General features: G+C 48.0%; 26 protein-coding genes. 15 read left to right on the forward strand and 11 right to left on the reverse strand.

Annotated features, from left to right (window positions below; translation table 11 throughout):
• Positions 1-34: 34 nt before the first annotated feature.
• The 3 genes from DN92_RS08910 to DN92_RS08920 all read left to right on the forward strand — a co-directional run bounded on the left by DN92_RS08910 (position 35) and on the right by DN92_RS08920 (position 3,874).
• A complete protein-coding gene (locus tag DN92_RS08910; RefSeq protein ID WP_173960902.1) occupies positions 35-496 on the forward strand; it encodes a tripartite tricarboxylate transporter TctB family protein in 462 nt (153 codons plus the stop codon).
• Between the two features lie 18 nt (positions 497-514).
• Positions 515-2,017 carry a tripartite tricarboxylate transporter permease gene (locus tag DN92_RS08915; RefSeq protein WP_173960903.1) on the forward strand — a complete coding sequence of 501 codons (1,503 nt, stop codon included), beginning with the start codon at positions 515-517 and terminating at the stop codon, positions 2,015-2,017.
• A gap of 84 nt (positions 2,018-2,101) precedes the next feature.
• Complete coding sequence (locus tag DN92_RS08920; protein WP_173960904.1) at positions 2,102-3,874, forward strand: glutamine--tRNA ligase/YqeY domain fusion protein; 1,773 nt, start codon at positions 2,102-2,104, stop codon at positions 3,872-3,874.
• On the opposite strand, the gene DN92_RS08925 is transcribed toward DN92_RS08920, so the two are convergent.
• Positions 3,855-4,742 carry an SDR family oxidoreductase gene (locus DN92_RS08925; protein WP_173960905.1) on the reverse strand — a complete coding sequence of 296 codons (888 nt, stop codon included), beginning with the start codon at positions 4,740-4,742 and terminating at the stop codon, positions 3,855-3,857. The two genes, DN92_RS08920 and DN92_RS08925, sit on opposite strands and share 20 nt — an antisense overlap.
• Before the next feature lie 36 nt (positions 4,743-4,778).
• Here DN92_RS08925 and DN92_RS08930 point away from each other — a divergent pair, with 36 nt between their 5' ends.
• A complete protein-coding gene (locus DN92_RS08930) occupies positions 4,779-5,819 on the forward strand; it encodes a CDP-6-deoxy-delta-3,4-glucoseen reductase (protein WP_173961315.1) in 1,041 nt (346 codons plus the stop codon).
• Positions 5,820-5,862: 43 nt separating this feature from the next.
• Positions 5,863-7,056 carry an acetylornithine transaminase gene (locus DN92_RS08935; RefSeq protein WP_173960906.1) on the forward strand — a complete coding sequence of 398 codons (1,194 nt, stop codon included), beginning with the start codon at positions 5,863-5,865 and terminating at the stop codon, positions 7,054-7,056.
• A gap of 77 nt (positions 7,057-7,133) precedes the next feature.
• On the opposite strand, the gene ispH is transcribed toward DN92_RS08935, so the two are convergent.
• Together ispH and DN92_RS08945 are read right to left on the reverse strand one after the other, a co-directional pair.
• Positions 7,134-8,087 carry a 4-hydroxy-3-methylbut-2-enyl diphosphate reductase gene (gene ispH, locus DN92_RS08940; RefSeq protein WP_173960907.1) on the reverse strand — a complete coding sequence of 318 codons (954 nt, stop codon included), beginning with the start codon at positions 8,085-8,087 and terminating at the stop codon, positions 7,134-7,136.
• 3 nt (positions 8,088-8,090) lie between these two features.
• A complete protein-coding gene (locus DN92_RS08945; RefSeq protein ID WP_173960908.1) occupies positions 8,091-8,537 on the reverse strand; it encodes an FKBP-type peptidyl-prolyl cis-trans isomerase in 447 nt (148 codons plus the stop codon).
• 60 nt (positions 8,538-8,597) lie between these two features.
• Between DN92_RS08945 and radC the strand changes: the two genes are divergently transcribed.
• The 3 genes from radC (at position 8,598) to rpmG (ending at position 9,820) form a co-directional block, all read left to right on the forward strand.
• Positions 8,598-9,257 (forward strand): RadC family protein, encoded by a 660-nt coding sequence (radC, locus tag DN92_RS08950; protein WP_173960909.1) that lies wholly within the window; start codon positions 8,598-8,600, stop codon positions 9,255-9,257.
• 150 nt (positions 9,258-9,407) lie between these two features.
• Positions 9,408-9,641, forward strand: a complete 234-nt coding sequence (rpmB, locus tag DN92_RS08955) for a 50S ribosomal protein L28 (RefSeq protein WP_088526345.1) — start codon at positions 9,408-9,410, stop codon at positions 9,639-9,641.
• Positions 9,642-9,652: 11 nt separating this feature from the next.
• Entirely contained in the window at positions 9,653-9,820 is a 168-nt protein-coding gene (gene rpmG, locus DN92_RS08960; protein ID WP_015421876.1) for a 50S ribosomal protein L33, read from the forward strand.
• 88 nt (positions 9,821-9,908) lie between these two features.
• Here rpmG and DN92_RS08965 read toward each other — a convergent pair whose 3' ends face one another.
• From DN92_RS08965 to purN, 3 genes are read right to left on the reverse strand one after another with little or no spacing between them, the layout of a single operon-like run.
• A complete protein-coding gene (locus tag DN92_RS08965; protein WP_173960910.1) occupies positions 9,909-11,102 on the reverse strand; it encodes a DesA family fatty acid desaturase in 1,194 nt (397 codons plus the stop codon).
• Positions 11,103-11,128: 26 nt separating this feature from the next.
• On the reverse strand, positions 11,129-12,730 hold the full coding sequence (locus tag DN92_RS08970; RefSeq protein WP_173960911.1) for an RsmB/NOP family class I SAM-dependent RNA methyltransferase: 1,602 nt from the start codon (positions 12,728-12,730) through the stop codon (positions 11,129-11,131).
• Positions 12,727-13,356 carry a phosphoribosylglycinamide formyltransferase gene (gene purN / locus DN92_RS08975; RefSeq protein WP_173960912.1) on the reverse strand — a complete coding sequence of 210 codons (630 nt, stop codon included), beginning with the start codon at positions 13,354-13,356 and terminating at the stop codon, positions 12,727-12,729. The genes DN92_RS08970 and purN overlap by 4 nt, the downstream gene beginning before the upstream one ends.
• A 51-nt stretch (positions 13,357-13,407) precedes the next feature.
• Here purN and DN92_RS08980 point away from each other — a divergent pair, with 51 nt between their 5' ends.
• The 5 genes from DN92_RS08980 to dut are packed head-to-tail and all read left to right on the forward strand — an operon-like array spanning position 13,408 to position 19,437.
• Positions 13,408-14,358, forward strand: a complete 951-nt coding sequence (locus DN92_RS08980) for a bifunctional riboflavin kinase/FAD synthetase (protein ID WP_173960913.1) — start codon at positions 13,408-13,410, stop codon at positions 14,356-14,358.
• Entirely contained in the window at positions 14,333-17,212 is a 2,880-nt protein-coding gene (ileS, locus tag DN92_RS08985; protein WP_415836355.1) for an isoleucine--tRNA ligase, read from the forward strand. Before DN92_RS08980 ends, ileS begins: the two co-directional genes overlap by 26 nt.
• Positions 17,213-17,252: 40 nt before the next feature.
• Positions 17,253-17,741 (forward strand): signal peptidase II, encoded by a 489-nt coding sequence (gene lspA, locus DN92_RS08990; protein ID WP_173960915.1) that lies wholly within the window; start codon positions 17,253-17,255, stop codon positions 17,739-17,741.
• Positions 17,742-17,750: 9 nt separating this feature from the next.
• On the forward strand, positions 17,751-18,962 hold the full coding sequence (gene coaBC / locus DN92_RS08995; protein ID WP_173960916.1) for a bifunctional phosphopantothenoylcysteine decarboxylase/phosphopantothenate--cysteine ligase CoaBC: 1,212 nt from the start codon (positions 17,751-17,753) through the stop codon (positions 18,960-18,962).
• Between the two features lie 25 nt (positions 18,963-18,987).
• Positions 18,988-19,437, forward strand: coding sequence for a dUTP diphosphatase (dut, locus tag DN92_RS09000; RefSeq protein ID WP_173960917.1), 450 nt, complete (start codon positions 18,988-18,990; stop codon positions 19,435-19,437).
• Here the strand turns inward: dut and DN92_RS09005 are convergent, their stop codons facing one another.
• The 3 genes from DN92_RS09005 to clpS form a co-directional block, all read right to left on the reverse strand.
• Positions 19,438-20,181, reverse strand: a complete 744-nt coding sequence (locus DN92_RS09005) for a hypothetical protein (RefSeq protein WP_173960918.1) — start codon at positions 20,179-20,181, stop codon at positions 19,438-19,440.
• Between the two features lie 291 nt (positions 20,182-20,472).
• Positions 20,473-22,779: an ATP-dependent Clp protease ATP-binding subunit ClpA gene (gene clpA, locus DN92_RS09010; protein ID WP_173960919.1), complete on the reverse strand. Its 2,307-nt coding sequence runs from the start codon at positions 22,777-22,779 to the stop codon at positions 20,473-20,475.
• Positions 22,776-23,132 carry an ATP-dependent Clp protease adapter ClpS gene (gene clpS / locus DN92_RS09015; protein ID WP_254598385.1) on the reverse strand — a complete coding sequence of 119 codons (357 nt, stop codon included), beginning with the start codon at positions 23,130-23,132 and terminating at the stop codon, positions 22,776-22,778. The genes clpA and clpS overlap by 4 nt, the downstream gene beginning before the upstream one ends.
• A 275-nt stretch (positions 23,133-23,407) precedes the next feature.
• Here clpS and DN92_RS09020 point away from each other — a divergent pair, with 275 nt between their 5' ends.
• Together DN92_RS09020 and DN92_RS09025 are read left to right on the forward strand one after the other, a co-directional pair.
• Positions 23,408-23,611, forward strand: a complete 204-nt coding sequence (locus tag DN92_RS09020) for a cold-shock protein (RefSeq protein ID WP_011903586.1) — start codon at positions 23,408-23,410, stop codon at positions 23,609-23,611.
• Positions 23,612-23,778: 167 nt separating this feature from the next.
• Positions 23,779-24,189 (forward strand): DUF192 domain-containing protein, encoded by a 411-nt coding sequence (locus DN92_RS09025; protein WP_254598287.1) that lies wholly within the window; start codon positions 23,779-23,781, stop codon positions 24,187-24,189.
• A 91-nt stretch (positions 24,190-24,280) separates the two neighbouring features.
• Here the strand turns inward: DN92_RS09025 and ppnP are convergent, their stop codons facing one another.
• A complete protein-coding gene (gene ppnP, locus DN92_RS09030; protein WP_173960921.1) occupies positions 24,281-24,586 on the reverse strand; it encodes a pyrimidine/purine nucleoside phosphorylase in 306 nt (101 codons plus the stop codon).
• A gap of 44 nt (positions 24,587-24,630) precedes the next feature.
• Positions 24,631-25,860 carry an argininosuccinate synthase gene (locus DN92_RS09035; RefSeq protein WP_173960922.1) on the reverse strand — a complete coding sequence of 410 codons (1,230 nt, stop codon included), beginning with the start codon at positions 25,858-25,860 and terminating at the stop codon, positions 24,631-24,633.
• Positions 25,861-25,874 lie beyond the last annotated feature (14 nt).

Consider the following 25,874-nt stretch of genomic DNA (forward strand, 5'->3'; position numbering starts at 1 on the left):
TCGGCGTTTAAGTCGATTAATTAAGGAGCTCAACTTGAAAATTCGCAATCAACGGGATTTCGGCGCTGGAATCATGTACATGGTGATTGGCCTCTTCTTTGCTATCGTGGCAACGCAATATAAGATGGGCACCGCAGCGAAAATGGGTCCAGGCTATTTCCCATTCTATTTAGGCATCCTGATGACCCTTTTAGGCCTTTTGGTGCTAGTAAAGTCCTTTAGTGCCAAAGCAACAATAGAGTCGATTCCCAAGTTCAACTGGAAGATCATTGTGCAAATTACTGGCGCAGTAGTCCTTTATGGGCTACTCCTCCCCAGAATGGGTTTTTTAGTTGCCGTGGTGGTCCTGGTATTTGTAGCTGCAAGTGCAAGCAAGGAATTTACTTGGAAAGGCACCGCCATGAACGCAGCCTTTTTAGTGGCGTTTACTTACTCAGTGTTTGTTGTGGGTCTCAAGCTCCAGTTCCCACTCCTACCTGCCTTCTTACAACAATAAAAACCGAGACTCTGAAAAATGGAATTATTTACTAATTTAGCCCTCGGTTTTGATACCGCATTTACCCTACAAAACCTTGTTTACTGCCTGATTGGCTGCGTTTTGGGTACCTTAATCGGTGTCTTGCCTGGTCTAGGCCCGATCGCAACTATTGCGATGTTGTTGCCAGCTACCTATGCCTTGCCTCCGATTGCCGCCCTGATCATGCTGGCAGGCATCTACTACGGCTCCCAGTACGGTGGATCTACTACTGCAATTTTGCTCAATATCCCCGGGGAAACGTCCTCGGTGGTAACGGCGATTGATGGCTACCAAATGGCCAGAAATGGTCGAGCAGGTGTTGCTCTTTTTACCGCCGGCATGGGTTCATTTTTCGCTGGTTGCGTAGCAACTTTGGTTTTGGCTGCATTTGCGACACCACTGTCTCAGCTGGCATTTAAATTTGGTCCTGCTGAATACTTCTCCCTAATGGTATTGGGGTTAATTGGTGCGGTCGTTCTAGCTTCGGGTTCGTTGATCAAAGCGATTGGCATGATTATCTTGGGCCTGTTGATGGGCCTGATTGGCACTGACGTGAACTCTGGCGTATCACGCTATGCATTTGATATTCCTGAATTAAGTGATGGTATTGGCTTCGTTGCAGTGGCCATGGGTGTTTTCGGTTTTGCTGAAATTATGGGCAATCTAGAAAAAACGGGGGATGACGAGGGCTTCTTGAACAAGATGACCACGATGATCCCTACCAAACAAGATGTAAAGCGCATGATTCCTTCTATCTTGCGCGGCACCACCATTGGTTCTATCCTCGGCATCCTGCCAGGCGGCGGAGCAGCCTTGGCGGCCTTCGGCGCCTACTCGGTTGAGAAAAAATCCTCGAAGTACAGCCATGAGTTTGGTAAAGGTGCCATTGAGGGTGTAGCAGGTCCTGAAGCAGCTAATAATGCTGCAGCTCAAACTTCCTTTATTCCACTACTGACATTAGGTATTCCGCCCAATGCCGTGATGGCGTTGATGGTTGGTGCGATGACGATTCATAACATCCAGCCTGGCCCGCAAGTCATGACCAGCAATCCAGCCTTGTTTTGGGGTCTGATTGCCTCCATGTGGATTGGTAATGTGATGTTGATTCTCTTGAACTTACCGCTGATTGGTATTTGGGTAAAGCTCCTGAAAATTCCATATCGCTTCCTCTACCCAGCAATCTTGGTCTTCTGCTGTATTGGCGTGTACACCGTAAACAACACCGTATTTGATGTTTATGTGACTGCTGGCTTCGGCTTGATTGGTTACCTCTTCTTCAAATTGGGTTGTGAACCCCCACCACTGCTTCTGGGCTTCGTGCTCGGACCCATGATGGAAGAGAATTTCCGTCGTGCCCTACTGCTGTCACGTGGAGATTTCACTACCTTCTTAACCCGCCCACTCTCTTTGGGTTTGCTCATCGCAGCGGCCCTCTTGGTTGTGATCGTAGCTCTGCCAGCGGTTAAGAAAACGCGTGAAGAGGCCTTCGTAGAAGAGTAACGCTCGACCGCTTCCCAGAAACGAGCCCGCACTAGTTTGCGGGCTTTTTTCTTTATGAGTGGGGGTTTTCTCTACAATAAGGCCATGTCCCAAGATAGCAAGCCATCCAAGGCACCTACCAGCGCGGTTACCGAACCCTCTAATTTTTTACGTCAGATCATTGATCATGACTTGGCAAGCGGTGCGTATCAGAATCGTAGCAATCGAGATGGTCAAGCCATACCTTCGATCATCACGCGCTTTCCGCCCGAACCCAATGGCTACTTGCATATTGGCCACGCCAAAAGTATCTGCCTCAACTTTGGCTTAGCTGCCGACTACAACAATCAAACGGGTGGCGCACGCTGCAATATGCGCTTGGACGACACCAATCCTGTGAAAGAAGATGTTGAGTACGCAGATAGTATTTTGGATGCGGTTCAATGGCTAGGCTTTGATTGGGGTACGCACCTGTATCACGCAAGTGATTACTTCGACCACCTCTATGAGTTTGCTGAAATTCTGATTCAAAATGGCAAAGCCTATGTTGATAGTCAGAGTGCAGAGGACATCCATGCCAATCGCGGTAACTTTGGTCAAGCTGGTAAAAATAGTCCTTATCGCGATCGCACTCCCGATGAAAATCTTGCCTTGTTTCGTGAGATGCGCGACGGTAAATATCCAGATGGTGCGCATGTTCTACGCTTGAAGATTGATATGGCGCATCCGAACATCGTGATGCGCGACCCTGTGGTGTATCGCATACGTCACATTGATCATCACCGCACTGGCAGCAAGTGGTGTATCTATCCTTTGTATGACTTCACGCACTGCATTTCAGATGCGCTGGAGAATGTCTCACACTCTATTTGCACTTTGGAGTTTGAGAATAATCGTCCGCTCTATGATTGGATAGTTAGTTCCTTAGCGGAGCTCGGGATCTTTAAAAATCCCGTTCCGCACCAATATGAATTTGCTCGCCTCAACCTCACTTACACCATCACTAGCAAGCGTAAGCTACTGCAATTGGTGGAAGAGAACCATGTCGAGGGATGGGATGACCCACGTATGCCAACCATTGTGGGCATACGTCGCAGAGGTTATACGCCTGAGAGTATTCGCTTGTTCTGTGAACGCATTGGTGTTTCTAAAGCGGATAGTTGGATTGATATGAGCACCCTAGATCAAGCTCTGCGTGATGATCTAGAAGCAAAAGCTCCACGTGCCACAGCAGTCCTGAAGCCACTCAAGTTGGTGATTGAAAACTGGGATGCCTCAGCAAGTGAGCCATGTTCAGCACCACGTCATCCACAGCACCCCGAGTGGGGTAATCGGGAATTTCATTTCACTAGAGAATTGTGGATTGAAGAAGATGACTTCATGAAAGAGCCTATAAAGGGCTTCTTTAGACTCTATCCACCAATCGGTGATCAGCCTGGTGGACGCGTTCGCCTACGCCATGGCTTTGTGATTGAATGTACTGGTTTTGAAGTCGACGCCGAGGGTAATGTGGTTCAAGTCAATGCCACTCACTTTGCTGATAGCAAGAGCGGCACAGCAGGCTCCAATAATTATAAAGTGAAGGGCAACATTCACTGGATAAGCGCAGCAGAGGCAGTGCCTGCACAAGTGCGCCTGTATGACCATCTATTTAGCGATCCCCATCCAGATAGCGGTGATAAGAATTTCCTCGATGCCATCAACCCCAATTCTAAGCAAACCATCACCGCTTATTTAGAGCCTTGTATGAAAGACGTTAAAGCAGAAGACCGCTTTCAGTTTGAACGTCATGGTTACTTTGTTGCCGACCAAAACGATTCCAAGCCAGGGCAGCCCGTGTTTAACCGCACGGTCGGCCTCAAGGATTCTTGGAAATAGTTTTCAGAAACGCTGCCACGCTGGGATAGCGAAGCGGCGTTTTTAGCTCTGATAGCCGCTGATTCGTTACGCGCCGTGACTCCCGCATAAATGACCAGAGCATAGGGGATACGATTTTCTGTAAGTCTTCACCCGGCAATCTAGGCGGTCGATCCATTCCAAAGGCATCGGCTACCTGATCAAAGTAATCACCCATCTTGGTTTCACCACCGTCACAGGCATTAATCACGCGCTGCGGCTTACCGTGATACACGGCGGCACACACAAGTCTTGCCAAATCATCGCTTTGAATGTGATTTGAGTAGGCATCTTCAACTGCAATTAAAGCCGGTGTCCGCGCCTGAATCCGCTCAACAGGCAGCCTGTCTGCCGCATAGATACCAGGCACACGCAGGATGGTGAGCACTACGCCATGGGCTGGTGCCCATAAGCGAAGGCTATCCTCAGCATCTACACGCCGCTTAGCACGTTCGCTTTGTGGGTTGACAGGGGTAATTTCGCTCACTCTAGCGCCTTTATGATCCCCATAGACGCCCGTAGTACTCACATAAATCAGGCGCCTGACGGTATCGGATCCTTGGGCTAAAATTCGGAGGAGGTTGCGAGTTCGGCAATCACGATGACCAGTATTTTGGGGTGGTGCTAAGTGAATCACGGTTTCGGCCAATCCACTTAAGCGCCACAAGCTATCGGGCTTATCCAGATCCCCCAGAATCGGAATCGCGCCAACTGCCCTCAGCTCCTGAAAGCGTGTTTTCTGGGAGGTTAAGGCGTATACACGGCAACCTTTCGCCAACTGTTTGGCCACGCGCAGACCAATGTCGCCGCAGCCAATGATCAGGATTCGAGGTTTACCAAAAGATTGCATAGGTCACATCGTAACGATTTATTGAAAGGAATGAGAGTGTCTTACCAAGTCACGCTCAAAGCGAGCGGTAAACAATTTACAGTCCAGAAGGATGAGACCCTTTTAGAGGCAGCCCTACAGCAAGGCATTACGCTTCCCTATGGCTGTAAAAACGGTGCCTGCGGATCCTGCAAGGGAAAGATTCTCGAGGGCGAGGTAGAGCATGGGCAACATAGCGCTGCGGCTTTAAGCCCAACCGATGAGGCTAGCGGCGGCACTCTATTTTGCTGTGCTCACCCCAAATCTGACCTCCTCATTGAAGCGCGTGAAGTCCAAGGTGCCGGCGATATTGCAATCCGCAAAGTACCCTGCCGTGTGAATTCGATTACAAGGCCAAGTGAGGATGTGGCAATTCTCAAATTGCAGTTACCCGCAAGCGAGCGATTCCAATTCTTAGCCGGTCAATATGTAGAATTTTTACTCAAGGATGGGCAACGGCGTGCCTACTCGATTGCAAACGCGCCTGATCAAGATGGTCCTCTCGAGCTGCATCTGCGCCATTTACCCGGTGGCTTATTTACCGATTTTGTCTTTGGGGCGACCGAACCTGCGCTCAAAGAGAAGGATATTTTGCGCTTTGAGGGTCCGCTAGGTAGCTTCTTTTTGAGAGAGGATTCCAAGAAACCAATCATTTTTGTTGCTGCGGGTACTGGCTTTGCACCGATCAAGTCCATCATAGAGCAGATGCAGCTCAAGAAGATTCAGCGTCCTATTCAGCTGTATTGGGGGGGACGTCGCCCTAGCGATCTCTACCTTAATACGCTCTGTCAGTCCTGGGCAAACGAGATTCCCCACTTTCAATACATCCCCGTGATCTCAGATGCACTCCCTGCTGACCAGTGGACTGGCCGTACAGGCTTTGTGCACCAAGCAGTGATGGATGACCATCCCAACATGGCAAACTCCCAGATCTATGCCTGTGGCGCACCAGTGATGGTCAATGCGGCTCGCCAGGACTTTTCATCCGCATGTCATCTGCCTGAGGAAGAGTTTTATGCGGACTCCTTCACCAGTGCCGCTGACCTTGCAACAAACTAAGCGCGATAATAGAAACCTCATTTGATCCATCTCATAAAACGATATGAATAAGCCAGCCCAGTCCATCGACGCCCACTCAGTAATGTTTATTACTCCGCGACCAGAAGCAATCATGGTTGAGGGTAAAGGGTCGTGGCTCACCGATAACCATGGCAAGCGCTATTTGGATTTCTTGCAAGGTTGGGCAGTCAACTGTCTTGGCCACAGCAATCCCGGCATGATTGAGGCGCTCAACATACAAGCTCAGAAGTTGATTAATCCCAGCCCCGCCTTTTACAACGAACCCATGTTGCGTTTGTCGGACTTGCTCACAGACAATAGTTGCTTTAATAAAGTCTTCTTTGCCAATAGCGGAGCAGAGGCTAATGAGGGCGCTATTAAGTTAGCGCGCAAATGGGGGCAACTCAATAAAGCAGGCGCCTTTGAAATCATCACTTTTGACCACAGCTTTCATGGTCGCACCTTAGCAACTATGAGTGCCTCAGGCAAGCCAGGTTGGGACACGATGTTTGCCCCGCAAGTAGCTGGCTTTCCTAAAGCAGATTTAAATGATTTAGAGTCAGTCAAAAAACTGGTGACCGATAAAACGGTTGCAGTAATGCTCGAGCCAGTACAAGGTGAAGGCGGCGTGATTCCAACGACCAAAGAATTTATGCAGGACCTGCGCCAATTCACGAAAGAAAATAATATCCTGTTGATCGTGGATGAAGTGCAAGCTGGCTGTGGCAGAACTGGTAAGTTGTTTGCATATCAGCACTATGGTATTGAGCCAGACATCATGACTTTAGGTAAAGGTATTGGTGGTGGCGTTCCACTAGCTGCACTGATGGCAACTGATGCGGTTGCGTGCTTTGTACCAGGTGATCAGGGCGGCACCTATAACGGTAACCCCCTCATGACCGCAGTGGGCATTAGCGTGATCGAGCAACTTTTAGCCCCAGGGTTTTTAGAATCGGTGCGCGCAAAAGGAGAATTGCTCAGCAAAGAATTGCTCTCCATCTCTGCCGAATTTAATTTGGAGGGCGAACGTGGTGAAGGCCTACTACGCGCCCTCATGCTCAGTGGCGATATTGGTGGCAAATTAGTTCAACTTGCTCGCGACCGAAGCCCGGAAGGCTTGCTGATTAATTCACCAAGGCCGAATCTATTGCGTTTTATGCCAGCCCTCAATGTGACCGATGATGAAATCCGTCAGATGTGTAATATCTTGAGAGAGTTGCTAAAGCAAGTAGTCTAAAAGCACCAAGCGGCAATGCAATAAAGGGGCCTTGAGCCCCTTTATCTTTTTGTTACGGCATCCAAACTACTGACTTGCTAAGCAACTAAATTTTTTGGCAAGGAAAAGGTGACATCTTCAACTACGCCGTCCAAAGCCCGAATACTACGTGGGCCAAATTCTTGAATCTTACTCACAATCGATTGCGCCAAACTTTCGGGAGCTGAGGCACCCGCAGTCAGGCCTACTCTTTTTTTACCCACAAACCATTCCGCCTGCAATTGCTCAGGCGCATCCACCATGTAAGCTGGTACACCTAACTTTTCAGCTAATTCACGCAAGCGATTCGAGTTCGAGCTCGCCTTGCTTCCCACCACAATGACAACATCCACCTGGGGTGCCATGAATTTCACAGCATCTTGGCGATTTTGTGTGGCATAGCAAATGTCTTGTTTACGTGGCTGCACAATATTCGGGAATTTTTTTGTTAAGACATCAACAATTTCTTTGGTCTCATCTACGGAGAGTGTGGTTTGCGTAACAAAAGCAATTTTTTCATTCGCGTCAAAAGTGAGATCTGCAACATCTGCCACAGTTTCAATCAGATGGATGCCTTTATTGACTTGACCCATCGTGCCTTCAACTTCTGGATGACCAGCATGTCCGATCATCAAGACCGTGAAGCCATCTTTGCACATCTTCACCACTTCAAGATGAACCTTAGTTACCAGGGGGCACGTGGCGTCATATACCTGTAGCCCACGCTGCTCGGCATCTTTACGAACTTCTTGAGAAACGCCATGCGCACTGAACACCACAATTCCACCCTTGGGAACCTCATGCAGCTCTTCAACAAATACTGCGCCCTTCTGACGCAATTCATCGACAACGTAAGCGTTGTGAACAATTTCATGGCGGACATAAATTGGCGCGCCAAAACGTGTCAGCGCTTCATTCACAATATTGATTGCCCGATCAACCCCTGCACAAAAACCACGGGGTTGTGCCATCAATATTTCTGGGGAGTCTTGCGTACTTTCTTCCATAGTCATCACTTAAAGAATCGCTATGATTTCAGCCTCGAAGGTTACAGACCTTCCGGCAAGGGGGTGATTGAAATCAAACCAAGCACCCTCTTCATTAATAGACTGCAATACACCAGCGTACTGCGCACCACCAGGCGCATTAAATTCAATCACATCGCCTGGATTAAATTCGACGTCATCGTCTCGACCTTCTTTGAGTGCGCCCAAAGAGACCCACTGAATTAACTCCTCTTTGCGCTCGCCAAAACTTTCTTCAGGCGGGAGTACAGCGCTTTTCTTTTCCCCAACACCTAACCCAATCAATACTTTTTCAAAACAAGGCGCAAATTGTCCAGAACCCATCATCACCGTCGCAGGACGATCGATAAACGTATTGATGTAGTCGTCCCCACTGGGCAGAGTGAGTCGATAGTTGAGAGTCAAGAAGGAGTTGGGCAAAACCGTAAGCTTAGTCATAAGGTAATTGTATCTAGGCCCGACACGAGCGTGCACTCTCCCATTACCGAATGGCCCAAAATGGATCAGCCCCGCGAGAAACTACGTGCACTCGGAGCAGCAGCCCTGACAGATGCCGAATTACTTGCCATCTTTCTCCGGGTTGGCGTTAAGGGAAAATCTGCCGTAACCCTAGCAAAAGACCTGCTTCACCATTTTGGCAATCTGCCACGTCTGCTGTCTTGCACTTCGGAGGAGTTAACCCAGATTCATGGAATGGGTATTTCTAAATGGTCACAAATTCAAGCCGCTTACGAGCTAGTTAAGCGCAGTCTTGAAGAAACACTCTCTCAAGACTCCGTTTTTTCTTCCCCCAGCTACGTCAAAGAGTTCTTGCAGGCTAAATTTGGGCGCCTTCCTCATGAAGTCTTCTTATGCCTTTACCTCGACTCCAGACTTCACTTGATGGAGTGCCAGGAGCTCTTTAGGGGCTCCCTAACCCATACTGCCGTCTACCCCAGAGAAATCCTCAAGGAAGCCCTCTCTAGGAATGCCAGCGCCCTAATCGTGGCTCACAACCATCCTAGCGGAAATCCGTTACCCAGTATTGCTGATCAAGAATTAACCCTGGCGCTCACCAAAGCCCTGCAATTAGTCGATATTCCGCTTTTAGATCACTGCATTGTCAGCAATAGTGGATTTTTCTCATTTTCTGATGCAGGCCTTATGAATAATGAGTAAAAATAGAAGTAATTACTAACTTAAAGAGCATTTTTGACCATTATTGATGCTTAGATCGCCCAATCCTAAAAACTAAAGCCAATTAGAGGTAGATCAAAGTGGGTGGAGACTGATACAATCTTCTTTTTTCGCAATTAATGGAGTTATGTCATGGCAAAAGTTTGCCAAGTCACTGGGAAGAAGCCGATGGTTGGCAACAATGTATCCCATGCAAACAATAAAACGAAGCGTCGCTTTTTGCCGAATTTGCAAAATCGTCGTTTCTGGGTTGAATCTGAAAACCGTTGGATTAGCTTGCGCTTAACCAACGCTGGTTTGCGCGTTATCGACAAAAATGGCATCGATGCTGTTTTGACTGATCTTCGTGCACGCGGCGAAATTTAAGGAGCACAAAAATGGCTAAAGGCGGCAGAGAAAAAATCAAGTTAGAGTCATCAGCTGGTACTGGTCACTTCTATACAACTTCAAAAAACAAGCGTACAAAGCCTGAGAAAATGGAGATCATGAAGTTTGATCCAACCATTCGCAAGCACGTTGCTTATAAAGAAACAAAGCTGAAATAATCTATCGATTCAAGATTAATTTTTAGCAAATAAAAAACCCGCTACATCAGCGGGTTTTTTATTGCCTTACTTTTGCTACAGCCGCGACTTAGGCGTAGCGACGCAGTCTCAAGGAGAAGTCGCGAAGGCTCGATAAGCCACTATCTTCAGCACTCTGACACCAGGCATGCAACTGAGAAAGCAATTGATCGCCGGTAGCATTAGAGCGACTCCAGATTGCTTGTAGATCACGGCGCATCTCAATCATCTTACGTAGCTGGATATTGCTAGCCATGAGCTCTTCAAGCTTGGCTTGCTCTTCAACCGTCAAGCGGGATTCATCCTTACCCAACCAGGTGCGTGCGTCTTTAAGGTGCGATGCTAACTCCTGCATATGCTGAACCTCGTTACTGAAGAAGCTACGCAAAGTTTTGCTATAGCGAGCCATGATTTCATAACGATTAGCGATGATGGCTTCAAGCGTTCCCTGATCAGCGGGACGCAAGTCGCTGAGCACCGGCTTAGGAGAAGTCTTCTTTACTTTAGCTAAACCAACAGCACTCAAAATCTGAATGTACATCCAGCCAATATCAAACTCATACCACTTGCTAGAAAGCTTGGCACTGGTAGCAAAGGTGTGGTGATTGTTATGTAGCTCCTCTCCACCAATCAAAATTCCCCAAGGAAAAACATTGGTTGCAGCATCTTCACAGTCGTAATTACGATAACCCCAAAAGTGGCCAATGCCATTAATGATTCCAGCGGCTGTAATTGGAATCCACAGCATTTGTACAGCCCATACCGTTAAACCGATTGCGCCAAACAGGAACACATCAACAATCAGCATTAAAGCCACGCCCTGCCAAGAGCATTTCGAATAGATATTGCGCTCGAGCCAATCATCGGGTGTGCCGTGACCAAACTTATCTACAGTCTCTTGATTGCGTGATTCTTTTTTATACAGCTCAGCACCGCGAGCCAGCACGGTGCCGATGCCCAACACTTGCGGGCTATGCGGATCATCAATCGTTTCGCACTTAGCGTGATGCTTGCGATGAATAGCTGCCCACTCCTTGGTAATCATCCCCGTTGTTAACCAGAGCCAGAAACGGAAAAAGTGAGACATGATGGGATGCAAGTCCAAAGCCCGGTGCGCTTGGCAGCGGTGCAAAAAAATCGTTACACCGGCAATAGTGATATGGGTGGCAACCAGCGTGAAAACGAGGATTTGCCACCAAGCCCAATTTAAATAGCCATGGGAGAGCCAGTTAAGGAATAAATCAAAACCTGAAGCTGCGTTCAAAAGGGAATCCTCAAGAGGTCAAACGCTTATTTTAGTTCTTTCCCGGCTTTCTTGGGTTTGACCTGAATCTCTTTTTCCTCAGCATTGTCAGCATCATGATCGAGCTTCGCAACAGGTGCAGCCGCTTTCTTTTGGAATACTGCGCCAAAGAATCCGTCAGTCCCATGGATATGCGGCCATAGTTGCCACCAAGGATTATCTGGACTGCAACCCATAGGCATCATTTCCTTTGGAAACAGCGGCTTAAGGACCTCGGCAGCAGGGACTGCCTCAAAATTAGGGTGCTTTTCCAAAAATGCTTCTGCAATCAGTTGGTTTTCTTGAGGCAACAGACTGCACGTGGCATAAACCAAGCGGCCGCCCGGTTTTAATAAGCGACTCGCTGAAGTCAAAATATTCATCTGCTTCTGATTGAGCTCTAGAACACCCTCTGGGGTCTGACGCCACTTCAGGTCAGGATTGCGTCGCAGTGTTCCCATACCGCTACAAGGCGCATCTACCAAAACACGATCGATCTTGCCCGCCAAGCGCTTGATCTTGGCATCATTCTCGCTATCTATCCACACAGGATGGACGTTAGAAAGGCCGCTACGGGCTTGTCTTGGCTTTAAATTGGCTAAGCGGCGCTCGGATGTATCCAGAGCGTACAAGCGCCCTGTAGAGCGCATAAGCGCACCGAGTGCCAAGGTCTTGCCGCCGGCACCTGCACAAAAATCCACAACCATCTCACCACGCTTGGGCGCTAGCAAATAAGCTAACAGCTGGCTTCCTTCGTCTTGCACCTCAAACATCCCCGCTTTAAATCCAACCGTATTTTGTAAAGCAGGCTTACCCATAATGCGCACCCCATCAGGTGCATAAGGCGTAGGGATTGCTTGATAGCGACCACCCAATGCATTCATCTCGACCAGCAATTGCTCTCGAGTGGTTTTCATGGTGTTAGCGCGCAGGTCCAACAAAGCAGGCTGCATCAGTGATTTCGCTAAGGCTTCACGCGTTTCTTCGCCAGGATATTTTCCAAATGCATCCCATAACCATTCCGGCAAATTGTTGCGGACCAATGGATTGAGCGCGGTTGGATCAACGGTTGCGAATCGTTGCAACCACTCATACTCACCAGGCTTCAGTACGTGAGCCAAATCAGCGATTGCACTTTCTGCACGGTTCGCAGAACCTAGGCCACCTTCAGTTAGGGCGGACATCAAACCCAATAGGGCTAAACGTCTAGCTTGCGAGCCCTCACCGCTAGAAGCGAATTGAGAGAACTCATTTTTACGACGCAAGATCGCAAATGCACTCTCTGCAATCAAGGCACGATCACGGTTGCCTAGCTGTGGTTCGGAGCGGAAATACCGACTCACAACCCGATCAGCAGGTTGCTCGAAATTCAATAATTCTGGAAGTAATCGCTCTAAATGAATCGCATGCTGAGGCAAAGCCTTGGCATTAGAAAAGTTTTTTTGACCTTCGGGTGCAATGATGTTGCCGCTCGCATTACGGCGCTCTGGACGACGTAAAGGATCTTTGGATTTGGCAGCGTAACTTTTTTGTGGGCCTAGTCTAGATCCTGATCTGGATCCGGATTTACTGTCCTTGCTTGCTCCGCGGGATGAACGTTCTTTACTCATAATTTTATTAATTGCGACTCCGGTGGTTGTACCTGAACTTGATTACTTACTATTCGCAATCGTCCATCAAGGAACCATTTTACGGCCCGCGGGTAAATCTGATGCTCGGCAACCAAAACTCGAGCAGCCAAGCTATCTGCATCATCACCTGGAAGTACCGGAACGGAGGCCTGGCAAATGATGGGGCCTTCATCCACGCCCTCAGTCACAAAGTGCACGCTGGCCCCGTGCTCAACAACGCCAGCCTCTAAAGCACGCTCATGGGTGTGCAAACCCGGGAAAGCAGGCAGCAAAGCTGGGTGAATATTGATGAGGCGACCCTCAAAATGGCGAATGAAGGCAGGAGTCAGAATTCTCATGAAACCTGCCAAAACCACCAAATCAGCCCCTAATTCATCGATTTTCTGTATCAAAGCAGCATCAAAAGAGTCGCGCGTGGCATGCTCCCGATGCTCAATAGCAAAGGCAGGAATACCCTGGGAGCGAGCAAAATCCAGGCCCTTGGCCGCAGAATGGTTGGCAATAACCCCCGCAAAAGTGACGGGCCAGCCCTCTTTTTGGGCAGTTTTGACGATAGCCTCGAAATTAGATCCGCGGCCTGAGATTAAGGTGACGATTGATGGCATGCCCACAATATAATTGATGGTTACCCCGAAAGCGACCCTGAAAGTGATTTAGTGAACGTATTCCGTGGCCCCACTCAGTTTTCTGCAGGACCAGCTTGTGCCTTAACCATCGGTAATTTCGATGGCGTGCACAGGGGTCACCGCGCCCTGCTCAAGCAGCTTAAGGATGGAGCTCAAGAACGCAACTTAGTGAGCTGCGTCATGACCTTCGAGCCGCACCCAAAGGAATTCTTTGCTCCAGAACAAGCGCCGCCACGTATTCTGAATTTGCGTGACAAGCTTGCTGCGTTTTCCGACATCGGAATCGACCGCGTCGTTGTCGAGCATTTCAACAATGCATTTGCCCGCCTTACGCCAGAACAATTTGTTTCTGAAATCATCGTCAACCAACTGAACGCTAAATGGATTTTAATTGGGGATGATTTTTGTTATGGCGCAAAACGCGCTGGTGATTTTGCAAGCCTAAAAGCAGCTGGTGAAAAATATGGTTTTGAGGTATCTAGCATTGATACCGTAGTGGAAGATGGCGAACGAATTTCTAGCTCAGCGTTACGCAATGCATTAGCCAATGGAAAAATGGAGCAGGCCAGAAAACTACTTGGTCGCCCTTACGGAATTTCTGGTCATGTTATTCATGGTCAAAAACTCGGGCGCACTTTAGGCTTCCCTACACTCAATCTCGCTGTGGCCAATCACCTGCATCACCGCAAGCCAGCATGCTCGGGTATCTTTACGGCCCAAGTGATTGGCCTGGGGGATAAACCTCTGCCAGCGGTAGCCAGTCTCGGCGTGAGACCAACAGTTGAAGATGAAGGTCGCGTATTGCTAGAGACCCATATTTTTGATTACAACGCTGACGTCTACGGAAAAATTATTACTGTAGAACTCTTAGAAAAAATTCGTGATGAGGCGAAGTACTCTGACCTCGATGCCCTTACTAAAGCGATTGCATCTGATGCAGCGCATGCCAGAAATTATTTCCAGAAAAAAACTTATGTCTGAAAAAGAAAACTCCTATCCCGTCAATCTTTTAGAGACCCCATTTCCAATGCGGGGGGATCTACCTAAACGTGAACCTCAATGGGTTGCACAATGGCAGAAGAATAAACTCTATGAAAAGATTCGTGCGGCCCATGCCAATCAACCGAAATTTATTTTGCATGATGGCCCTCCTTATGCCAACGGTGACATTCACATTGGTCATGCAGTAAATAAAATTCTTAAAGACATGATTGTGAAGTCCCGCTGGTTAATGGGATTTGACTCTGCATATGTCCCAGGTTGGGATTGTCACGGCATGCCAATTGAGATTCAGATTGAAAAGCAGTTTGGTAAAAATTTGCCAACGGCTGAAGTGCAGGCCAAAGCACGTGCCTATGCGCAAGTGCAAGTAGATAAGCAAAAGATCGACTTTGAGCGCCTGGGTGTTTTGGGTGACTGGAACAATCCTTACCTCACCATGAACTTTCGCAATGAAGCCGATGAAATTCGTGCGCTTGGCAAGATTTGGGAGAAAGGTTATGTCTTCCGCGGCTTAAAGCCAGTGAACTGGTGTTTTGATTGCGGCTCTGCACTTGCTGAAGCTGAAGTGGAATATCAAGATAAAACAGATCCAACAGTGGATGTCGGGTTTGCATTTGATGATGCACAACGTCCACAACTCGCAAAAGCATTTGGTTTAACTGAGATTCCAGCCAAGCCAGGAATGATTGTTATTTGGACAACAACACCTTGGACTATTCCATCCAATCAAGCCTTGAATGTTCATCCTGAGCTGAGTTATGCCCTCGTCGATACTGGCGATAAGTTGCTTATCTTGGCAGAAGACCGTGTAGAAACTTGCCTAGAAGATTTTGGACTTGAAGGAAAAGTTATTGCTACTTGTTTGGGTAGTCAGTTGGCTCATATTTCTTTTTGGCATCCGCTTGCACCATTGCATGAGGGCTACAAGCGTCTTTCACCGATCTACCCTGCTGAGTACGTCACCTTAGATACTGGTACCGGCGTAGTTCACTCCGCACCAGCTTATGGCGAAGAAGACTTTAAGTCTTGTAAAGCAAATCAATTGGCTGATAAAGACATTCTTAATCCAGTCATGGGCAATGGTGTCTATGCATCTTGGTTGCCACTCTTTGCCAATGAATATATTTGGAAAGCCAATCCCAAGATTGTGGAAGCGATGCGTGAAGCGGGCAGCCTCTTGCGAGACAAAACCTATACTCACTCTTACATGCACTGCTGGCGTCATAAGTCGCCGATTATTTATCGCGCGACCTCACAGTGGTTTGCAAGCATGGATAAGAAACCATCCGATGGTAAAGCCAGCTTACGTGAGGCAGCATTAGCAGGCATCGAGAACACTGAGTTTTTCCCTGCCTGGGGCAAGCAGCGCTTAAACAGCATGATTGCCAACCGTCCAGATTGGACTTTGTCACGTCAACGCCAATGGGGTGTACCGATGGCTTTCTTTGTGCACAAGGAAAGTGGCGAGCCGCATCCACGCACAGCAGAGTTGTTGGAAGAAATTGCGAAGCGTGTTGAAAAAGAAGGTATTGAAGCCTGGCAAAAACTCGAAGTTGCGGAACTACTGGGTGATGAAGCGGCGCACTATGAAAAGAATCGTGACACCTTAGACGTCTGGTTTGACTCTGGCACCACCCACTGGCACGTCATTCGGGGTTCACACCGTGATGAACTTTATCGTCCCGAAGCTGAAAATGCAGATGGTCGTTTGGTAGATTTGTACCTTGAGGGCTCAGACCAACATCGTGGCTGGTTTCACTCCTCATTGCTCACTGGCGCTATGCTCGATGGCAAGCCCCCTTATAAAGCACTCCTGACACATGGCTTTACCGTGGATGGTCAAGGTCGCAAGATGAGTAAGTCTGTTGGTAACGTGATTGCTCCTCAACAAGTTGCCGATAAGCTGGGTGCAGAAATCATTCGCCTTTGGGTTGCTTCTACCGATTACTCGGGTGAGATGACCATCTCTGATGAGATTCTGAAACGCGTAGTGGAAAGCTATCGTCGTATTCGCAATACATTGCGTTTCTTATTGGCTAACCTATCCGACTTTGATCCAAGTTTGCATACGATGCCCGCCAGCGAATGGTTAGAAATTGATCGCTATGCTGTTGCGCTCGCCAATCAATTACAACAAGACGTACAGGCACACTACAAGGCTTATGAATTTCAGCCTGCTGTTGCTCGCATGCTCACTTTCTGCTCAGAAGATTTAGGTGGCTTCTACTTAGATATTCTGAAGGATCGCCTCTACACCAGCGCCCCAGACTCGAAAGAGCGTCGTGCAGCTCAGAATGCCCTCTTTCATATCACCCGCAACCTGCTGAAGTGGCTTGCCCCATTCCTCTCCTTTACAGCCGAGGAAGCTTGGCTGTCAGTCCCGCATGGTGTAAATGAAAAACTTAGTGAATCGATCTTTATGGAAGAGTTTGGCGTCTTCCCAGAAATCACCCAGGCCACTGAACTCCTAGCCAAATGGAACCGTGTTCGAGAAATTCGCTCCGAAGTGACTAAAGCGATTGAGATTGAACGTGAAGCTGGCAATGTTGGATCGTCCCTGCAAGCTGAGCTGACCATTAAAGTCGGTGATGTCGATTTTGCAATTCTGCATTCATTGGAAGATGACTTGCGCTTTGTAACCATTACTTCCAGCGCGAATATCGAACTCAGCGATGTGGGTCTCGAGGTGCTAGTGCGTGGCAGCCAATACAAGAAGTGTGGTCGCTGCTGGCATCACACTCCAGATGTGGGCGCCAATACGGAACATCCAGAATTGTGCGGTCGCTGTATTGGTAATCTTTTCGGAAGCGGTGAAAGTCGCTTGTTTGCCTAAGTCAACTAGCCTCAGATAAACCCATAGGAAACGACACCCCATGAACCTCTCATTTCTGCGTTGTCTAGCCATTGCTGTTACTACGCTATTGCTAGATCAATTAAGTAAATGGTCGGCACTGAGCAATCTGCAACTGGGGGTGCCCGAACCGGTATTGCCTTTCTTAAATTGGCTTTTGCTATTTAACCCAGGAGCAGCTTTTTCATTCTTAGCCCAGGGCTCAGGCTGGCAACGTTGGTTCTTTACAGCTATCGGCTTAGCCGCTTCAGCCTATATCCTTTGGTTGCTGCGCCAGAGCCAGGGGGATAGGATGCTGTGCTGGGCGCTTAGCCTGATTCTTGGTGGCGCCTTAGGCAATGTCCTCGATCGCATCATGTACGGCGCTGTAGTGGACTTTATTGACCTGCATTACGCTAACTGGCATTGGCCAGCTTTCAATATTGCTGATAGTGCCATTTGTATTGGCGCAGCCCTCATTATTTGGGGCGAGCTACGGAAGTCGTTTGGCAAAAACCCCCAATCCCTTTAAGCTGGCGCTATGCAATCACTTTTAAATAAGAAAATCGTTCTCGGCATCTCCGGCGGAATAGCAGCCTACAAATCTGCTGAGTTGGCACGCTTGCTGATACAAGAGGGGGCGAGTGTTCAAGTAGTGATGACGGAGGCTGCTCAGCAGTTTGTGACCCCAGTGACCATGCAGGCGCTGACAGGTAATCCGGTTTATACCAGTCAATGGGACAGCAGCATTGCCAATAATATGGCGCACATTGAGCTCTCCAGAGCGGCGGATGCCATTTTGATTGCACCAGCCAGTGCGGATCTGATGGCAAAGCTTTCTTTGGGCTTAGCAGATGACCTGCTCAGCACCTTGTGCCTAGCAAGAGATTGCCCTCTCCTTCTAGCGCCCGCCATGAATAAACAGATGTGGGAACATGCGGCAACGCAAAGAAGTGCTCAGCGCCTGATTGAAGACCAGGTTGCTTTACTTGGCCCTGCCAGTGGCTTTCAAGCTTGTGGTGAAGTAGGCTTTGGACGCATGCTTGAGCCAGTAGAAATTGCCGAGCAGTGCATTGCTTTCTTTCAGAAGAAGTTACTCATTGGTAAGCGCATACTGATTACTGCAGGTCCCACTTTTGAAGCCATGGATCCTGTTCGAGGCATTACTAATCGTAGCTCGGGCAAGATGGGCTTTGCCATCGCACGTGCAGCTATTGAGGCTGGTGCAGAGGTGCACTTGGTAGCAGGCCCATGCGAACTTACCACCCCGTTAGCAGCAACCGGAAAAATTACCCGCACTAATGTCGTCAGCGCTAAAGAAATGCATGCAGCCACTATGCAGTCTAGAGATTGCGATATCTTTTTTGCGGTTGCCGCAGTAGCAGACTGGGGTATCGCTAAACCCGCAAAAGAAAAGATGAAGCGTCAAGGCAAGCAGGCGCCAAGCCTGGAGTTCGTTGCCAATCCCGATATCTTGGGGGACGTTGCCAAAACAGTAAGGATGAAAGGCGGTAGGCCACATCCCTACTGCATTGGCTTTGCGGCTGAATCGACTGAGTTAGCAAAACATGCTGAAGAGAAACGCAAGCGCAAAGGCATTCCGATGATCGTGGGTAACATTGGCCCAGATACCTTTGGTAGTGATCTCAACGAACTCCTCATTGTTGATGAAAATGGTAGCAAGAAAATTGCTAAGGCAGAAAAGCTTCAACTCGCTCGCCAACTCATCCAGCTAGTCGCTAAAAAAATCTAATCTCTTTCTCGATTTAGGAAATTCCATGCAACAACTTCAAGTCAAGATTCTCGATGAACGTATGCGTGATCAACTGCCCGCGTATGGCACACCCGGTAGCGCAGGCCTAGATCTTCGTGCTTGCATTGACCAAGCTATTGAAATTGCCCCAGGACAAACGGTTTTAGTGCCAACTGGTTTAGCGATCTACGTAGAAGATCCTCGCTATGCAGCCTTTATTCTGCCTCGCTCTGGACTGGGTCATAAGCATGGCATTGTTCTTGGAAACTTAGTGGGATTGATCGATTCTGACTACCAGGGTCAACTCATGGTCAGCACATGGAACCGCGGCTCTACGTCTTTCAAGCTTGAGCCAATGGAGCGCTTGGCTCAACTGGTGGTGATGCCCATTCAACAAGTCGAGCTCAAGGTTGTTGAAGAGTTCACCCAGAGTAGTCGCGGGGCTGGCGGGTTTGGAAGCACTGGTAGAGCTTAATTATCTATTGATTGCTGGTCGCACAAGAGAGCCCCGAGTATCTATGATTGTTTTATATCCAGTGATCGGATCAACGGTCTCTGTATAAGTTCCCAATAGGCTAGCTGCTGGTAGATTCTGCTGCGGCTTCTCATATTGAGCGGATTGAGGTTTCTGCAACTCCCTTTCCTGCTGTTGGCGCAACTTGATACAACTAGGCGCTGCCGCGGAGTACTTACTGGTGCATTTAATAGCCAATGCATCTTCAAACATCCCAGCCTGATCAAATGATCTAGCTGCCTCAAATGTCATACATTCAGTTGCCTCCCAGGATGAGCCGGCACTAAAACCAAAGAGCACGGCAGAGCCCCCAATCGATGTAGATCCCATGCACGGAGCGGTAGGGTGATTGGCCGGGGAAAATGCTGTAGCAACAGGGATCTTAGGTGCAACATAGGTTGATGTAATAGTTGTATTTCCCGACGTATTGCCTTGGGAACTTGAGGCACCAGAAGTGGTATTGCCAACAGAGCCACCAGCCGATGTTGATGCTCCCGTTGTAAGGCTGCCAACTGAGCCGCCAGCACCACCAGCTGAGGTAGAGGCTCCTGTAGATAGGCTTCCTACGCTTGAAACAGAGTTACTTAGAGGGCTACTAGTAACAGCGCCACCGGTGGTGCCACCGGTTGTGTCGACTGTAATTTGCGCATAAGGCTTACTAAACACGAGTGCGATCAAACTTGTCAGCGCAAGTTTTTTAAACATATTGAAATTTTCTATGGGGATTGAATCGACTCTAATTCGCTAGAGTGGACGACTATTGCTCGAGGTTGAAAAGCCCAGTGCCGCAACAGTTATCAACCTTGGATTGACCTCAAGATACCTTATAAGCACCACAATAGATACAACTCATTGGCAAAGGCAATCTAGATGCCTGAATGATGGGTAAATGACTAATTTAGAGTGTGCCGATAACTATGCAAGGTCATTATCCGAAGCAAAAACCACCCGAAGGTGGCCTTTGCATACTACTCAATTCATGACAGTTAGTGGAGTTTAAATTTCCTCAACTGGTGCTAAATCAGCCTTTGGCCTTTTACCCGGAATGACTGGTGCCTCAAACTGAAGTAGTACTTTGCCATCCATATCAACATCTACGTCAACGTGACCACCTTGCGCCAACTTACCGAAAAGTAGCTCATCAGCCAAGGCTTTGCGGACCGTGTCCTGAATAATCCGTTGCATTGGTCTTGCACCCATGAGTGGGTCAAAGCCGTGTTTTGCCAAATGAGCCCTTAACGCTGGACTAAATGTTGCATCCACCTTCTTCTCATGTAATTGCTCTTCCAGTTGCATTAAGAACTTATCCACCACACGCATGATGATGGTCTCATCAAGCGCTTTGAAGGAAACAATCGCGTCTAAACGGTTGCGGAACTCTGGCGTAAAGAACTTCTTGATATCCGCCATCTCATCACCAGACTCACGTGCATTCGTAAATCCAATAGTAGACTTCTGCATTGCCTCGGCACCCGCATTCGTGGTCATGATGATGATCACGTTACGGAAATCCGTTTTACGGCCATTGCTGTCCGTTAAGGTGCCATGATCCATCACCTGCAATAGGATATTGAAAATGTCTGGGTGAGCCTTTTCAACCTCATCGAGCAGGAGAACGCAATGGGGTTTCTTATTAATAGCCTCAGTCAGCAAGCCACCTTGATCAAAACCAACATATCCTGGAGGAGCGCCAATGAGGCGACTAACTGCATGCCGCTCCATATACTCCGACATATCAAAGCGCAGGAGCTCGATACCTAAAATATAAGCAAGTTGCTTTGCAACCTCAGTCTTACCAACGCCTGTTGGGCCAGAGAATAAGAAAGAACCGATTGGTCGATCAGTCTTGCCAAGCCCTGCGCGCGTCATCTTAATGGCACTGGCCAAAGCTTCAATAGCTGGATCCTGGCCAAACACCACACTCTTAATATCGCGGTCCAAGGTTTGGAGCTTGCTACGGTCATCTACAGTCACTGACTGTGGCGGTATACGGGCAATTTTGGCAACGATCTCCTCAATCTCCGGACGACCAATGGTTTTCTTCTGCTTCGATTTTGGCAAAATACGTTGAGCAGCACCAGCCTCATCAATCACGTCAATTGCCTTATCTGGCAAATGGCGGTCGTTGATATAGCGTGAAGAAAGTTCTGCGGCAGCCACTAAAGCTGCGGAAGCATATTTCACACCGTGATGTTCCTCAAAGCGAGATTTAAGGCCACGCAAGATTTGTACGGTTTGGTCAACGGTTGGCTCAACCACATCGACTTTTTGGAAGCGACGGGATAGCGCCGCATCTTTTTCGAAAATGCCGCGGTATTCAGTAAAGGTAGTTGCACCGATACATTTGAGCTGACCATTCGAGAGTGCGGGCTTCAATAAGTTGCTTGCATCCAACGTGCCACCTGACGCAGCGCCCGCACCAATCAAAGTATGAATCTCATCAATAAACAGAACACCGTGAGGGCTGTCTTTTAAAGACTTCAACACACCCTTCAGGCGTTGCTCAAAATCACCGCGATACTTAGTGCCTGCTAATAAAGCGCCCATGTCTAATGAATAGACCGTGGCATCCGCCAAAATCTCAGGGACATCTCCTTTGACAATACGCCAGGCGAGGCCTTCAGCAATAGCAGTCTTACCCACGCCTGCCTCACCCACCAAGAGGGGATTATTTTTACGGCGACGACACAGCACCTGAATCACACGCTCTACTTCGCTATCGCGCCCAATCAGGGGATCTATCTTGCCCTGTTTGGCTAAGACGTTCAGGTTCTGGGTGTATTGCTCGAGGGGACTTTCTTTTCCACCTGAAGCCGCCTCTTCATTCTCCTGCGTTGATTCAGCAGGCTTAACCTGCTCGGCCTGATCTTTGCGAACGCCATGACTAATGAAGTTCACCACATCTAAGCGAGTTACACCCTGCTGCTGCAGGAAGTAGACCGCATGAGAATCTTTTTCACCAAAGATGGCAACCAGTACATTCGCGCCAGTCACTTCTTTCTTACCACTGGAAGTGGACTGAACGTGCATGATCGCGCGCTGAATCACACGCTGAAAACCCAAGGTGGGCTGCGTGTCAACTTCATCATTACCTGGGACAACCGGCGTATTGTCATTAATAAAATTTTTCAAATGCGCACGAAGCTCAGCAATGTTGACAGCGCAGGCCTTTAAGACCTCAACTGCTGTCGCGTTATCTAGCAAAGCGGCAAGCAAATGCTCAACTGTAATGAACTCGTGTCGCGATGCTCTCGCATCAACAAACGCCATATGCAAACTCACTTCTAATTCTTGGGCAATCATGCTTCCTCCATAGTGCACTGCAGTGGGTGTCCCGCTTCGCGGGAGAGTTCGATAACTTGATGCACTTTTGTTGCCGCAACATCTCGCGTAAATACACCGCAGATGCCTTTGCCAACCAAATGAACCTGCAACATGATCCGTGTAGCTGTCTCATGGTCCTTATTAAAATACTCCTGAATCACCATCACTACAAATTCCATTGGTGTGTAATCGTCATTCAATAGTAAAACTTTATACATCGAAGGTGCTTTTAATTTCTCGGCCTGCTTTTCGAGAAGAATAGTGTCTTCAATATAGGGAGTGTTTGGATTACCAACCGTGGGATTTTTTGTAGCGCGACTCATGAGAAACATTCTAAACACAGATAGATAAATTGGGATTTGGGGGCTTTGTTGCAAAAAACCATCAAGAAAGGGCTCTTAAACCCATATTGGGGCATTTTTCCATAAAAAAAGGGGGCTTTATTAGTAACTATCTTTGCCTAACCCCTTGACACCCCACCATAAAGGGCAAACAATCAGGGGGTAGGCTTTATTTAAAGTCCTATTTAGGCGTGTTGTAGAGCGAGACTGATTAAAAAGTATTCACCCTCATCACGGTTGTTTTAAGTTTATGTAATGGAGTTCGCATGGCGACCGGAATTGTTAAGTGGTTCAATGATGCAAAAGGTTTTGGCTTTATCAAACCTGATGATGGTGAAGAAGAGTTGTTTGCGCATTTCAGCGCAATCACAATGCCTGGGTTTAAAACCCTTAAGGAAAACCAAAAGGTAACGTTTGACATTACCCAAGGCCCTAAAGGCAAGCAAGCTACTAATATCCAAGCAGCTTAATCTGCTTCAGATCATTATTAAAAACCCAGGACTTGTTCCTGGGTTTTTTTTCGCCCACATTTTCTTACCTTACCAACCCTGTCTTAGAATTACCCTCACTCATACCCACTGATCAGCACACCATGTATTTACTCAAAATCAAAAAAATTATTTTTTTAGTGGCGGCAATGACTGCCACCTTTTCTGCCACTACGTTCGCACAGCAGAATGTTGGACTGCCAACGATCGAGCTCAAAGCAGGTATCTACCGGATTCAAGCAGAGTTAGCAGACACACCCAAAGCCCGTGAGGTTGGACTCATGAATCGCACCAGCATGCCAACCAATTCAGGCATGCTGTTTATCTTCGAACAAAAAGCAGGGCATTGCTTCTGGATGAATAATACGAGGATTCCATTATCGATTGCCTTTATCGCTGATGATGGCAAGATCATCAATATCGAAGAAATGCAGGCAGAGACTACGAATAACCACTGCCCTAAAGCAGCAGTGCGCTATGCCCTAGAAATGAATAAGCAATGGTTCTCTGAGAGAGTCATTGTTCCGGGCACAGTCATTCAGGGGCTACCCAAGAGATAAAAACTGGGGACAAGAATTATGGAAATAAAAAACGCAGACCGAGGTCTGCGTTTTCTTTTTAGTACAAGAGAGATGGCTCCCTCTGACTTACTTATTCAAAGTGACACACATAGTGCACTGGTGATTCAGCACGAATGATGAAGTAGCCACCCTGCTCCACTTCCCAGCTTTGACCAGCCTTGAACTCAACTTCGGGAGCGCCATTAATACTGACAAAAGCATTACCATCGACCACTTCCATGATTTCTTTGGTGCTCAGATCAAAGCGTAGGGTGCTTGGCAATACGACGCCAACTGACTTACGAACACCATTAGGTAAAGTCACCGTGTGGGATACACACTTACCATCAAAAAATACGTTGGCTTTTTTTCCTACAGAAACTTGATCAAATTGCATCTTTATTCTTTCCAATCTAAATTATGAGTGTGTTATTTGATTAATTATTTAGCACGCTTACGTCTTGCTGTTTCTGCGATGCGCATACGCAATGCGTTGAGCTTAATAAAGCCACCAGCATCTGCCTGGTTATAAGCGCCGCCATCATCATCAAAGGTCGCGATCGTCTGATCAAATAAGGTATTTGCTGAGTCACGCGAGATCACGGATACAGAACCTTTGTAGAGCTTCAAGCGCACAACACCATTGACCATTTGCTGCGTATGATCGATTAAAGTTTGTAAGGCAAGACGCTCTGGCGCCCACCATAAACCGTTATAGATCAAGCTGGCATAACGTGGCATCAAGTCATCCTTGAGGTGAGCCACTTCGCGATCTAGCGTAATACTCTCAATACCGCGATGTGCTTTTAAGAGGATGGTGCCACCAGGAGTTTCGTAGCAACCACGACTCTTCATACCTACAAAACGGTTCTCCACCAAGTCGAGGCGACCAATCCCATGCATGCCGCCAATACGATTGAGTTCAGCCAACAACTCATGTGGCTTGTAGGCTTTGCCATTAATCGCCACAGGATCACCCGCGCGGAATTCAATTTCAATAATTTCTGCTGCATCAGGAGCTTTTTCAGGAGATACGGTCCAGCGCCACATCGACTCTTCGGCCTCGGCATTTGGGTTCTCAAGATGGCGACCTTCGTAGCTGATATGCAGTAAGTTAGCATCCATTGAGTATGGTGAGCCACCCTGCTTGTGCTTCATCTCAACAGGAATGCCATGCTTTTCTGCATAGGCCATGAGTTTTTCACGGGAGAGTAGATCCCACTCGCGCCACGGAGCAATGACTTTAATTCCTGGCTCGAGTGCGTAGTAGCCCAGCTCAAAACGCACTTGGTCGTTACCCTTACCAGTAGCGCCATGCGATACAGAGTCAGCACCAGTCGCACGAGCAATTTCGATTTGACGCTTAGCAATTAATGGACGTGCGATAGACGTTCCCAATAAGTACTCACCCTCATAAATCGTATTGGCACGGAACATCGGGAATACGAAATCACGCACGAATTCTTCACGCAAGTCATCAATAAAAATATTTTCTGGCTTGATCCCAAATTGCAAGGCTTTAGCGCGCGCTGGTTCTAACTCTTCACCTTGACCCAAGTCGGCTGTGAAAGTGACGATCTCGCATTGATAGGTATCTTGAAGCCATTTCAAGATCACACTAGTGTCAAGACCACCGGAATACGCTAGTACTACTTTTTTAATATCAGACATAAGTTCTATTCAAT

Origin of the sequence: Polynucleobacter arcticus, assembly GCF_013307205.1 — a bacterium.
Taxonomy (GTDB): Bacteria; Pseudomonadota; Gammaproteobacteria; order Burkholderiales; family Burkholderiaceae; genus Polynucleobacter; species Polynucleobacter arcticus.